Here is a 12,425-nt window from a genome sequence, read left to right as displayed (position 1 = left end):
CGACGGAGAGTTGTGCGCCATGCTCGCTCACGGGTATAGCAAGTTCTGGATATCCGCATTATCCAGACCCTGCGGCTCGACCCACACCGCCGCCAGCCCTATGGTGCGCGGTGCGCCCGGCTCGCCGCGTAGATGGCGCAACGCCAATTCGACACTCTGATAACCCATCTGGTAGGGCTGCTGCACCAGAAGCCCGGCCATTTCCCCGCTACGCAAAGCCTCTACCAACTGCGGATTGGCATCAAAACCTATATGCACCAGTTGGCCGGCCAGCTTCGCCCGGCGCAGGGCGCCCAGCGTGATCAGGCTGGTCGATTCATTGGCGGTGAATACCCCGTCGAGCGCCTGCAGCTGCTGGGCCAGGTTGCTTCGATCCCCGCCCTCGCTGGCAGACAGGCGTTGCTCGAACACCACCTGCAAGCCACCAGCGCTGGCGCTCTGCACAAAGCCGCGCACCCGCTGGGCAATCGATTGCGCCCTGGATGCCGGCCGCAGCACGGCCACGCGACCACGCCCCTTGAGCAGGCGAACCATGTGCTGACCGGCCACCACACCGGCCTGCAAATTGTCGCTGACCACAGCTGCCGCAACGTCGCTGCTGCCGATATCACGATCGATGAACAACGTGGTCAGCCCGGCTTGCCTGAGGCGGCTCAGGCGCCCCAGCAACTCGTCGCCACTGGGGGCGATGATCAGGGCAGCACATGGCCGCTCAAGCACCTTGTCGACGACCTGCAACTGCATCTGTGGCTCGCGCTCGCTCTGCGGGCCGCGAAAGTACAGCTGCAACCGATTCTGCTGCGCGGCAGCCTCGGCGCCCAGCTGAACCTGCCGCCAGAATGCCGGGCCACCGGCACCGGAAACCATATTGATGCACTCGGCCCGCGCCAGGCCCGGCAGCAGCACAAGCAGAACGGCAAGCGAACGACAGGCCGCAGCGGCCCAACTGACACGACTCATGATGATGCACGCCCGATCACGCTAGACCCCTGCCCACGTCTGTCGTCCTGACGGCACAAATCCCTGGCCACTCAAGACAACTGTAGCAGTCTGCCACCACCGTCCAGGCCAGCCGACATGCGGGGACAGATTCCCCGAGCGCGAGTCGCCGCTCTCGCATAAACTGCGCGGCCGTTTTTTTCCCGGAACCGCTGCAGCATGAGTCACGACCTTCCCGCCAATGCCCTGGGCATCGACTTCGGCACCTCCAACTCCACCGTCGGCTGGTGGCGTCCCGGCGTGGAGCCGCTGCTGGCCCTGGAAGAAGACAAGGTCACCCTGCCCTCGGTGATTTTCTTCAACATCGAGGAGCGTCGCCCGGTCTATGGCCGCCTGGCCCTGCACGAATACCTGGAAGGCTACGAAGGCCGCCTGATGCGTTCGCTGAAGAGCCTGCTGGGCTCCAAGCTGCTGAAGAGCGAGACCACCGTACTGGGCAGCGCCATGCCGTTCCGCGACCTGCTCGGGCTGTTCATCGGCGAGCTGAAGAAGCGTGCCGAAGCCTTCGCCGGTCGCGAGTTCGAGCAGGTGGTGCTGGGTCGCCCGGTGTTTTTCGTCGACGACGACCCGCTGGCCGATGCCGAAGCCGCCAACACCCTGGTGGCAGTGGCCAACAAGCTCGGCTTCAAGGACGTGTCGTTCCAGTACGAGCCGATCGCCGCGGCCTTCGACTACGAGCGCAGCGTGACCCGCGAGGAGCGGGTGCTGATCGTCGACATCGGCGGCGGTACCTCGGACTTCTCGCTGATCCGCCTGTCGCCCGAGCGGCGCACCCAGCTCGACCGCCAGAGCGACATCCTCGCCACCGGCGGCGTGCATATCGGCGGCACCGACTTCGACAAGCAGCTCAGCCTGGAAGGCGTGATGCCGCTGTTCGGCTACGGCAGCCGGATGAAGAGCGATGCCTACATGCCCACCAGCTACCACCTCAACCTGGCCACCTGGCACACCATCAACGCGGTGTATGCGCAGAAGTCGCAACTGGCCCTGCAGAGCATGCGCTACGACATCGTCGACCCGACCGGCATCGACCGCCTGTTCAAGCTGATCGAGCAGCGCGCCGGGCACTGGCTGGCGATGCAGGTGGAAGACAGCAAGATCGCCCTCACCGAGCAGGCCGAGCGGCGCATCGACCTGCAGCGCATCGAGGCCGGACTCGACGCCCTGCTCGACCGGCCACTGTTCGACCAGGCCATCGGCGGCCTGCTCGAACGCATCCAGACCAGCATTGGCGAACTGCTCAAGCAGGCCGGAGTGAAGGCCGAGGAGATCGACACGCTGTTCTTCACCGGCGGCTCCAGCGGCATCCCCGCCCTGCGCCAGTGCGTCCAGGCGCTGCTGCCCAACGCCCGCACCACCGAGGGCAACACCTTCGGCAGCATCGGCAGCGGCCTGGCCATCGAGGCGCACAAGCGCTACGGCTGATCGGCTTTTTCCCGCCATTCGCCGGCGCCACTGCCCAGGGCCGGCGCGGCGCGTTATGGTGAGCGCTCCCCTTTCACGGAGCCTGCCATGCGCGCCCTCGCCACCTGCCTGACCCTGACCAGCCTGCTCACCCTCGCCGCCTGCGATGGCGGTGCCACCGGCGCCGCCCTTGAAGCCGAACAGGCCAAGCAGGCGCAGCAGCAGATGAATCAGCTCAAGCAGCAGATCGATGACGCCAATTCCAAGAACCAGCAGCGCCTCGACCAGCTCGACGAGCAGAGCCAATAACCCGCACTGCCGGTAGCACGTGCCCCGCGCCCGGCATCGCCGTTACTTGCGCAGCTTGATCCGCGCGCAGTAGTCCTGCGCCGGCAACGCGGCGGTGTACCAGACGTAGTCGGCACTCTCGGCCGCCACCTCCTTGCCCACCTCGGCCAGGATCAGCACAGCCGTGCCCTGCCCCGCGCCGAGGTCGGCCAGGTGCAGCGGCACGCCCAGATCCTTGCGCACATGGAAGGCACCGGCCAGTAGCACAGCCGGCTGCGGCGCGGCCTGCAGGCGCTCGGCCATGCGCCGGTCGCGCTGCTGCTGCACGGCCAGCATGGCCGGCAGCTGGCTGTCGGGCAGCAGGCCACAGTGCGACTCACGGATATCCGCCAGCAGCGCCTCGCGCACCGCGACGGTGGTCGAGGCCGCGCCCGTCAGCGGCGGGCGCTGCTGATAGATGCTCATGATCTCGCGTCGATCGAGGTTGGCCGCCAGCAGCGGATAGGGCTGGCGCAGCGCCTCGCTGACCAGTGGCCCGTACAGCGACCAGTCCCAGTTCGGCTGCCAGGCCAGCGCGCCGAGCAGGTCGGCCGGCGCGTTACCGGCACGGCTGAGGGCCTGGGCCTTGTCCACCCGCGCCTGCTGGTCGGGATTGAGCATCTCCAGCAGCAGGCTGCCCTGCGGCCGGCGCTTGCCCAGCTCGCGCAGCAGCCAGAGTTGCAGGGCGTGGTGATCCGGGTTGTCGTGCTGCTCGCCAACCAGCACCCGCGGCGCCGCAGCCAACCGTTCGACCAGCTGGGCCGGGCTGAGCAGCGCACCGCTGTGCAGGTCGCGGATCTGCCCCAGCTCGGCACTGGCGTGCCCCTGCGGGCTGAGCCAGGCCGGCGGCGCGGCCACTTCGGTGGACTGGCAGGCAGCCAGCAGGGCCATACAGCTGAGCAACAGGATTCGCATCATTTGTCCTTCAGGAAAGTCGCTGGCAGGGCTAAGCAGCCCCGCCCAATAGGTTCAGCGCGCCACGATCAGCGGATGACCGCGCTCGGGGTGCGCCTGGATCAGCACCTGCAGGCCGAACACCTGCTCCAGTGCGGCCGCTTCGAGCACCTCGGCCGGCGTGCCCAGGCTGTGCGGCAGGCCGCCCTGGAGCAGGAGCAGGCGGTCGCAGTAGCGCGCCGCCAGGTTGAGGTCATGCAGGATCACCAGCACCGCCGCGCCGCGCCCGGCGAACTCGCGCACCGCCTGCAGGGTGGTGTGCTGGTGCAGCGGGTCGAGGGCCGAGGTCGGCTCGTCGAGCAGCAGGGTCTGCCCCTCGCCGCCCGGCCACAGCTGCGCCAGTACCCGCGCCAGGTGCACGCGCTGGCGCTCGCCGCCGGACAGCGCCAGGTAGCTGCGCCCGCGCAGGTGCTCGGCATCCGCCGCCTGCAGCGCCGCCGCGATGATCTCGGCGTCGCGCGCCCGCCCGCTGTCGTGGGGCAGGCGGCCCATGCCGACCACCTGCTCGACGCTGAAGGCGAAACTCAGGCTCGAATGCTGCGGCAGCACCGCCAGGCGCCGCGCCCGCTGCGGCCCGGCCCAGTCGGCCAGCGGCCGGCCATCCAGGCTGACGCTGCCGCGCGCCACGCTCAGCTCGCCGCAGAGCGCGCCGGCCAGACTGCTCTTGCCCGCGCCATTGGGGCCGAGCACGCCCAGCACCTGGCCAGGCAATACCTCGAGGTCGATATCGGCGAGCACGGTCGTCTGCCCGCGCTTCACCAGCAGATTGTCTGCGCGCAGCATCAGGCACGCCCCCGTACCAGCAGATAAAGAAAGAACGGCGCGCCGATCAGCGCAGTGACGATGCCGATCGGCAGCTCGGCCGGCGCCAGCACCAGCCGCGCCGCCAGGTCGGCCAGCAACAGCAGGCTGGCGCCGGCCAGCAGCGAGGCCGGCAGCAGCACGCGGTGATCGGGCCCGACCAGCAGGCGCACCAGGTGCGGCACCACCAGGCCGACGAAGCCGATCAGCCCCGCCGCCGCCACCGCCGCGCCCACGCCGAGGGCCGTGCACAGCACCAGCTCGCGCTTCAGCCGTTCGACATCGAAGCCCAGGTGGCGCGCCTCCGACTCGCCCAGCAGCAGGGCATTCAGCGCCGCCGCCCGGCGCGGCAACCACAGCGCCACGCCGACGGTGACCAGCAGCAGCGGCCACAGGCGCTGGTAGCTGGCGCCATTGAGGCTGCCGAGGTTCCAGAAGGTCAGGCTGCGCAGGGTCGAGTCGTCCGCCAGGTAGGTGAACAGGCCGACCCCGGCACCAGCCATGGCGGTCATCGCCACCCCGGCCAGGAGCATGGTGGCCACGTCGGTCTGGCCGTCGCGGCGACCGAAGCGGTAGACCACCGCGGTCACCAGCAGGCCACCGGCAAAGGCGCACAGCGACAACAGGTAGGGCGCCAGGCGCGGCGACAGGCCGCCCAGATAGTTGCCGCCGACGATGGCGATGGCCGCCCCCAGCGCGGCACCGGCCGCCACCCCGACCAGGCCGGGATCGGCCAGCGGGTTGCGGAACAGGCCCTGCATGGCCACCCCGGACAGCGCCAGCACGGCGCCCACGGCGATCCCCAGCAGGCTACGCGGCAGGCGGATCTGGCCGAGGATCAGCTCGGCCTGCTGCAGGCCTTCGCCGTCCAGCGGCAGCCCGGCCAGGCGCAGCCCGGCGCGCAGGGTATCGCCCAGCGGCAGGCTGATCGGGCCCAGGGCCAGGGACAGCCAGAGGGCGAGCAGGAGCAACAGGCCCAGTGCGATCAGCAATGGGCGCGGGCGAATCACAGGAGTCATCGATGGGCTTCGGCAGTCAGGGCTTGCGCAGCAGGATAAAAGGCTGCGGAGAGCACGGCCAGCCCATCCGGCAGACGCGGGCCGAGGCCGCCCACCAGCAGGGTCGGATCAAGCAGCAGCAGACGCCCGTCGCGCACCGCCGCGGTCTGCGCCAGCGCCGGGTTCTGTTCGAGCAGCGCGGCGCGCGCGGCGTCGCCCTGCAGGCGGCGGTCGGCAATGATCAGCACCTGCGGATCGAGGGCCAGCAGCGCCTCGCTGGAGAGCGCCTTGTAGCCCAGGTGGCTGGTCAGGTTGCGCCCGCCGGCCTGCTCGATCATCCACGCCGCCAGGGTGTCCTTGCCGGCTGCCATCGGGCTGCTGCCGGCATGCCCGAGCAGCATCAGCACCTGTGGTGCGACCTGCTGGCGCTGTGCCTGGTTGACCCAGGCAGCCTGGCGCTGCAGACGCTTGCGGTAGGCATCGAGCTGCTGGCTGGCCTGCTGCGGCACGCCGAGCAGCGCACCGAGGCGGTTCAGGTTGTCCTCCAGGGTGGCCAGGCTGGCCTTGGCCGACAGCAGTTCGACCCGCACGCCGCCGGCCTTGATCTGCTCCAGCACCGGCGGTGGGCCCATCTCCTCGCTGCCGATCAGGATATCCGGATGCAGGGCGAGAATGCCCTCGGCCGCCAGCGCCCGCTGGTAGCCGATGCCCGGTAACGTCTGCAGCGACTGCGGATGCTGGCTGGTGCTGTCGACCCCGACCAGGCGGCTTTCGCCGCCCAGAACCACCACCCATTCGCTGAGCGAGCCGCCGGCGCTGACCCAGCGCTGCGGCAGTGGCTCGGCGGCGCCGGCGGCATGACTGAACAACAGGCCCGTGCCCAGGGCCAGCAGGGTTGTCAGACGCATGGCTACGCTCCTCACTCGGCCAGGGCCGCGGCGCTTTCCGCCAGGGCACGCCAGTCCTCACGCTCCGGGATGCCCGGCTTGCGCGCACCGAATAGCTGGACGACCAGCTCGCCGTCGGCATCGAAGGCTTCCCAGCTGGTGATCACCCCGTCGCTGCTGGGCTTGCGCACGCGCCACAGCTCGGTCACGCCGCGGGTCTGCAGGTGCAGGTTGAACTCGGGGTCGAGCACGTTGAACCAGCTGTCCATCCAGCGCAGATTGTTGACCGGGCCGGAGTGGATCTGGATGCAGTGCTGGTTACCGACGAACACCATGATCGGCACTTCACCGGCGGCGGCGTCTTCCAGCAACTTGGGCAGCTCGGCGCAGGCCAGCGGCTCGGCCCACTCGCGGCCGGCCAGACGCAGGGCCTGGGTGCGGGCCAGGTTATGGCGCTTGAGCATGGCGAAGAAGTGGTGGGTGTCCTTCAGCTCGGCCCAGTCGGCACGCAGGGCGGCGGCGTCCACCTCGGCATCGGCACGCGGCGCCTGGCGAGCCGGCAGCGCCTGCAGCTCCAGCTCGGCACTCTGCTGTTCAGCGCGGAAGCGCTCGACCAGCGGCACCCAGGCGGCCTCCTCGCTCTGCGCGGTCAGGTACACCTTGTGCACCGCCACGCCCTGCCGGTCGAATACCTGGATACTGCGCTGCAGGCCGCGCGCAGTGTCTTCGGCGACGGCGAACACGCTGGCCCAGCCGGAGAGGAACAGGCGCAGGTCGATATCGGCGGATACCACCAGGCCCATCTGCCCGTTCCCCATCACCGAGACGTCGCGGTAGTAGCCCTTGCGCTCATGCACGCAGTGCTCGTTGCGGGTCAGCGCCATGATGTAGCCCAGCTCGCCGAGGGCCGGCAGCAGCTCGGCCCAGTCGCAGCGCAGGCGCACGGCATCGACGCCCAGACGGCTGGCGGTCAGTTCGCCTTCGCTGACGCCGAGCTTGGCGGCGGCATCGCGGGCACGCAGGGAGGGCTGTTCGCCGCGCAGGTTTTGCCAGGCCTGGTACAGGGCGATGGCTGGCTGGACGGTGTTCTGGGTAAGGCTGGTCATGGATTTTCCTTCCGATTGCAGAGCGATGACGACTCGCAGCCCTGCGGCTGGAGCCCGCGTCTTTTCGAGGCAAAATCCTACCAGAACAAGAATCGAACACCAATGTTATCGATAATTGTTTGCATTTGATAAAGTCTTTCGATTAGTTTGCTGCCCGCCAAATCACCCCGGCCATCAAGAGCCGTACCGCGGGAGTTAAAGCCATGTCCACCCCACCCTTCGCCCTGCGCCCATGGATGGCGCTGCTGTTGCTCAGCCCTTCGCTGGCTTTCGCGCAGACCATCGGTATCCAGGACGGTACCACCGAACTCGCCCCGACCCAGGTAGTCGGCAGCGCCGTGCAGGAAAGCCTGCCGACCACCAGCGAGACCGATGCCAAGACCCTCGAACAGCGCCAGATCCGCAGCTTCGATGATCTCGGTCGGCGTGCCGAACCGGGGGTGAACTACAGCCGCAGCAACGAGAGCATCAACATCCGCGGCCTCGACCGTGATCGCGTGCTGACCACCATCGACGGCATCCGCATTCCGTGGCTGACCGACGGTGCGCGCAGCCAGGGCCCGACCGGCGGCGCCCAGGGCGGCCTCGACTCGGTCGACTTCAACGACCTGTCCTCGGTGGACATCGTGCGCGGCGCCAACTCCAGCCAGGCCGGCTCCGGCGCCCTGGGCGGCGCGGTGCAGCTGTTCACCCTCAACCCCGACGACCTGCTCGGCGAAGGCAAGGACTTCGGCAGCCTGGTCAAGAGCGACTACGACAGCGCCGACAACAGCTGGGGCCTGAACGCCGCCCTGGCCGGTCGCTACCAGGACACCTCCTGGCTGCTGCAGGCCGGCCAGCGTCAGGGCCACGAGCTGGAAAGCGGCGGCAGCGACAACACCTACGGCACCTCGCGCACCGAGGCCAACCCGGCCGACACCGAGCAGCAGAGCCTGCTGGTCAAGCTGCAGCAGCGCTTCGACGGCGGCCACAAGGTCGGCTTCACCGGCGAGCTGTTCCAGCGCGACAACGACATCGACAGCCGCAGCAACCAGGGCACCAGCTACCTGATCGGCGACAACAGCACCGAAGAACACGTCAAACGCCAGCGCCTGTCGGTCGACTACGACTTCCAGGCCGAAGACAGCAACAGCCTGATCGACAGCGCCCACGCCATCGCCTACTGGCAGAAGCTGCGCCGCCACGACGACCAGAGCGGCACCCGCGTGGTCACCGATTCGCGCGCCAGCGTGCCAGACTTCGTGTTCCAGATGTTCGGCCTGCCGGGCAACCCGTACAAATACCCGAGCGGCGCCTTCGGTCGTGACAACCAGATCGAGAAAGAGCTCTACGGCGTGTCCGGCGATGTCGGCAAGACCCTGGAAATCGCCGGCCTGCCGAACAAGCTGACCCTCGGCGGCGAGCTCTACCAAACCAACACCGAGCAGCTCTCCGAAGGTTACGACAACTGCCCGGGCTACACCGTCGACACCAGCAGCCCGATGTACATGGGCCCGACTGCCTGCGACTTCCTGCATACCAACCAGTCCGACATGCCCAAGGCCGAAGGCACCCAGTGGGCGCTGTACGCCAGCGACGAGATCAGCTTCGCCGACGGCCGCGTCAAGCTGACCCCGGGCCTGCGCTACGACCACTACAAGCAGGATCCGCGAGCCACCAGCGACTTCGACAACAACACCAACCCGGTCAACAACCAGACCCTGGCCAGCAGCCAGGATCACAAGCTGTCCGGCAGCCTGCTGGCGACCTGGCAGGTGGCCGAGGAAGCGCTGCTGTACGCCCAGTGGGCGCAGGGCTTCAAGGCCCCCGACGCGACCCAGCTGTACATGAACTACGGCTCCGAGGGTAACTACCTGAGCCTGGGCAATGCCGACCTCAAGCCGGAAGAAAGCACCGGCTACGAGATCGGCGCGCAGCTGGGCAACGAGCGCCTGGGCGGCTCGCTCAGCCTGTTCGACAACCACTACAAGAACTTCATCGACGAAGACGTGACCCTGAGCAGCGCGGAAATCGCCGCCCTCGGCCTCGATCCGAGCACCTACCCCTACGGCGTGACCCGTACCGAGAACCGTGCCCGCGTGCAGATCTACGGTGCCGAGGCCACCGCCCACTGGGAATTCGTGCCGCACTGGAAAGTCTGGGGCTCGCTGGCCTGGGCCAACGGTGAGGATCTCGAGACCAACCAGCGCCTCAGCTCGGTGGCGCCAATCACCAGCCTGCTCGGCCTCAGCTACGCCGCCGACCAGTACGGTGCCGACCTGATGCTGCGCGCCGCCGCGGCACGCAACAAGGTCGAGGACGACGGCGACTTCAAGGCGCCGGGCTACGGCGTGGTCGACCTCACCGGCTACTGGCAGCCGGCCGAGATGAAAGGCGTGAAGTTCCAGGCCGGCCTGTTCAACGCCCTAGACAAGAAGTACTGGAATGCGCTGAACGTACCCACCGGCAGCCTGACCCAGCCGGACGACTACTACAGCGAAGTCGGGCGCAACTTCCGCGTCTCCGCCTCCTGGCAGTACTGAGTTCCAGCCGTTGCATTGGCGCAGGGATGCGCACCCTATTCCATCGCCACGCCGGTGCGGGATAATCCCGCCTCCTACGTGGAGATAACGATGATTCTTCTATGCGCCCCGGAGACGCTGGCCGAAGGCCAGAGCCGGGGCTTTGCCGTTGCCGGGCTGCAGCTGCTGGCGGTGCGCCGCGATGGCCATGTCTACGCCTATCGCAACCGCTGCCCGCACCGCGGCCTGAACCTGGAGTGGCGCGCCGACGACTTCCTCGACGCCAGCGGCAGCCTGATCCAGTGCGCCCATCACAGTGCGCTGTTCCTTATAGAAAGTGGCGAATGCGTGACCGGGCCCTGTGCCGGCGAATCGCTGCAGGCCATCGCCTGCCGCGAGGATGCCGCCGGCATCTGGATCGCGCCGTAGCCGTAAGGCGGGTGCCCCTCCGCGTTGCCGGCTTCGCGGGTTACACCCGCCCTACTCAAGCACCTCGAGTCGCCGCACCAGGCGGATTTCCGTAGGGGTGATCTCGGCGCCATAGGCCAGCACCTCGACGCCCGCTGCCCGGGCCTCGCGCAGGCCCGCCGCATAGGCCGGGTCGATCTCCGCCGCCGCGCGCACCGCCTCGATGCCCGAGAGGTTCACGCAGTACAGCTGCACCGTCCGCACGCCCTGGCGCGCCAGGCTGGCCAGCTCGCGCAGATGCTTGGCGCCGCGCGAGGTAACGGCATCGGGAAAGGCCGCCACCGCGCTATCCGGGAAACCCAGGGTCACGCTCTTCACTTCGACCCAGGCCGGGCCGCAGTCGAAGTCGAGGCAGAAATCCGCCCGGCTGTTCTCCTCGCCATAACGCACTTCACGGCGCAGCGCCTGGAAACCGGCCAGCTCGCCGACCACTCCAGCGCGCAGCGCCTCCTCGACCAAGGCATTGGCCCGTGCGGTATTGATGCAGGCCAGCCGGCCCTGCGGCGTCTCACCCAGCTCCCAAGTGCCCGGCAGCTTGCGCTTGGGGTCGTTGGAGCGACTGAACCAGACCCTGCAGCCATCGCTCATGCAGTTGAGCATCGAGCCGGTATTCGGGCAGTGGATGGTCAGCTGCTCGCCGCTGGCCGTCTCGATATCGGCCAGGAAGCGCTTGTAGCGGCGCAGCAGGCGCGCCTCCTCCAGGGCCGGCTCAAAGCGCATCGGGATTCCAGGTCTTCAGGCCACGGGCAATGCGTTCGACCGCCTGCTGCAGGCGCTCGATATTCTGCGTATAGGCGAAGCGCACATGGTGCCCGGCCTGGTGGCGGCCGAAATCCAGGCCCGGGGTAAAGGCCACGTGCTCGGTCTCGATGAAGTGCCGGCAGAAGGCATAGGCGTCGCCACCGAAGGCCGAGATGTCGGCATATAGATAGAAGGCGCCTTCCGGCTCCACGGCGATGCTGAAGCCCAGCTCGCGCAGGGCCGGCAGAAGGAAATCGCGACGGCGCTGGAACTCGTGGCGGCGCTCCTCAAGCAGTGCCAGGGTGGCCGGCTCGAAGCAGGCCAGGGCGGCATGCTGGGCCATCGAAGGCGCACTGATGTAGAGGTTCTGCGCCAGCTTCTCCAGCTCGCCCACCGCATTCTCCGGCGCTACCAGCCAGCCCAGGCGCCAGCCGGTCATGCCGAAATACTTGGAGAAGCTGTTGAGCACGAAGGCTTCGTCGTCCACCTCCAGCACACTGGCGGCGTCGCAGCCGTAGGTCAGGCCGTGGTAGATCTCGTCCACCACCAGATGACCGCCACGCTGCTTGAGCGCGGTCGACAGCGCCGCCAGCTCATCCTTGTGCAGCAGGGTGCCGGTGGGGTTGGCCGGCGAGGCGACCAGGGCGCCGACGCTGGCGTGATCCCAGTGCCGCTCGACCAGTTGTGGGGTGAGCTGGTAACGGCTGTCCGGGCCCACCGGCACCAGCTGCGCGGCGCCTTCGACCAGGCGCAGAAAGTGACGGTTGCACGGGTAGCCGGGGTCGGCCAGCAGCCAGTGCTTGCCCGGATCGACCAGCAGGCTGGCAGCCAGCAGCAGGGCGCCAGAGCCACCGGGAGTAATCAAGATGCGCGCGGGGTCAACATTCAAACCGTAACGACTGGCGTAGAAGCCGGCGATCGCCTCGCGCAGTTGCGGAATGCCGCGCGCGGCGGTGTAGCGAGTATGCCCGGCGGCCAGGGCAGCCTGACCGGCGCGGATGATCGGCTCGGCGGTGGTGAAGTCCGGCTCGCCGATCTCCAGGTGGATCACGTCATGGCCGGCGGCCTGCAGCTCGTTGGCGCGGGCCAGCAGGGCCATGACGTGGAACGGTTCGATGGCGCGGCTGCGCGCACTGAAGGGCTGGGCCATGTGGCCTTCCTTTATTGAGGCAAAGGGGGGATTCTAACCAACTGCCCGACAAGCCTGTTACAGCTTCGACAACCGGGAGTGGCGCGCCC

The 12,425-nt window shown here is 68.2% G+C and carries 12 protein-coding genes; 4 read left to right on the top strand and 8 right to left on the bottom strand.

Annotated features, from left to right (window positions below; translation table 11 throughout):
* Positions 1 to 27: 27 nt before the first annotated feature.
* Positions 28 to 960, bottom strand: coding sequence for a substrate-binding domain-containing protein (locus A9179_RS04255; protein WP_187804608.1), 933 nt, complete (start codon positions 958 to 960; stop codon positions 28 to 30).
* A gap of 198 nt (positions 961 to 1,158) precedes the next feature.
* Here A9179_RS04255 and A9179_RS04250 point away from each other — a divergent pair, with 198 nt between their 5' ends.
* Positions 1,159 to 2,424, top strand: a complete 1,266-nt coding sequence (locus tag A9179_RS04250; protein ID WP_187804607.1) for an Hsp70 family protein — start codon at positions 1,159 to 1,161, stop codon at positions 2,422 to 2,424.
* A gap of 87 nt (positions 2,425 to 2,511) precedes the next feature.
* Positions 2,512 to 2,712 (top strand): hypothetical protein, encoded by a 201-nt coding sequence (locus tag A9179_RS04245; protein WP_187804606.1) that lies wholly within the window; start codon positions 2,512 to 2,514, stop codon positions 2,710 to 2,712.
* Between the two features lie 42 nt (positions 2,713 to 2,754).
* On the opposite strand, the gene A9179_RS04240 is transcribed toward A9179_RS04245, so the two are convergent.
* Genes A9179_RS04240 through A9179_RS04220 form a run of 5 tightly spaced genes read right to left on the bottom strand, consistent with a single transcriptional unit; the run spans position 2,755 to position 7,476 of the window.
* Positions 2,755 to 3,645 (bottom strand): ChaN family lipoprotein, encoded by an 891-nt coding sequence (locus A9179_RS04240; protein WP_187808497.1) that lies wholly within the window; start codon positions 3,643 to 3,645, stop codon positions 2,755 to 2,757.
* A gap of 54 nt (positions 3,646 to 3,699) precedes the next feature.
* Complete coding sequence (locus A9179_RS04235) at positions 3,700 to 4,467, bottom strand: heme ABC transporter ATP-binding protein (RefSeq protein ID WP_187804605.1); 768 nt, start codon at positions 4,465 to 4,467, stop codon at positions 3,700 to 3,702.
* Positions 4,467 to 5,504: a FecCD family ABC transporter permease gene (locus A9179_RS04230; RefSeq protein WP_394354698.1), complete on the bottom strand. Its 1,038-nt coding sequence runs from the start codon at positions 5,502 to 5,504 to the stop codon at positions 4,467 to 4,469. The genes A9179_RS04235 and A9179_RS04230 overlap by 1 nt, the downstream gene beginning before the upstream one ends.
* Entirely contained in the window at positions 5,501 to 6,391 is an 891-nt protein-coding gene (locus A9179_RS04225; RefSeq protein ID WP_187804604.1) for a heme/hemin ABC transporter substrate-binding protein, read from the bottom strand. Before A9179_RS04225 ends, A9179_RS04230 begins: the two co-directional genes overlap by 4 nt.
* A gap of 11 nt (positions 6,392 to 6,402) precedes the next feature.
* Positions 6,403 to 7,476: a hemin-degrading factor gene (locus A9179_RS04220; protein ID WP_187804603.1), complete on the bottom strand. Its 1,074-nt coding sequence runs from the start codon at positions 7,474 to 7,476 to the stop codon at positions 6,403 to 6,405.
* A 203-nt stretch (positions 7,477 to 7,679) separates the two neighbouring features.
* Between A9179_RS04220 and A9179_RS04215 the strand changes: the two genes are divergently transcribed.
* A complete protein-coding gene (locus tag A9179_RS04215; RefSeq protein WP_187804602.1) occupies positions 7,680 to 9,998 on the top strand; it encodes a TonB-dependent hemoglobin/transferrin/lactoferrin family receptor in 2,319 nt (772 codons plus the stop codon).
* Positions 9,999 to 10,088: 90 nt separating this feature from the next.
* Positions 10,089 to 10,406: a Rieske (2Fe-2S) protein gene (locus A9179_RS04210; RefSeq protein ID WP_187804601.1), complete on the top strand. Its 318-nt coding sequence runs from the start codon at positions 10,089 to 10,091 to the stop codon at positions 10,404 to 10,406.
* Positions 10,407 to 10,457: 51 nt separating this feature from the next.
* On the opposite strand, the gene sfsA is transcribed toward A9179_RS04210, so the two are convergent.
* Both sfsA and A9179_RS04200 read right to left on the bottom strand, forming a co-directional pair.
* Entirely contained in the window at positions 10,458 to 11,165 is a 708-nt protein-coding gene (sfsA, locus tag A9179_RS04205) for a DNA/RNA nuclease SfsA (protein ID WP_187804600.1), read from the bottom strand.
* Positions 11,155 to 12,336, bottom strand: coding sequence for a pyridoxal phosphate-dependent aminotransferase (locus A9179_RS04200; RefSeq protein WP_187804599.1), 1,182 nt, complete (start codon positions 12,334 to 12,336; stop codon positions 11,155 to 11,157). Before A9179_RS04200 ends, sfsA begins: the two co-directional genes overlap by 11 nt.
* Positions 12,337 to 12,425: the final 89 nt, after the last annotated feature.

Origin of the sequence: Pseudomonas alcaligenes (assembly GCF_014490745.1) — a bacterium.
Taxonomy (GTDB): domain Bacteria; phylum Pseudomonadota; class Gammaproteobacteria; order Pseudomonadales; family Pseudomonadaceae; genus Aquipseudomonas; species Aquipseudomonas alcaligenes_C.
Note: the sequence above shows the minus strand (reverse complement) of the source record. Positions and strands in the feature narration are given on the sequence as shown.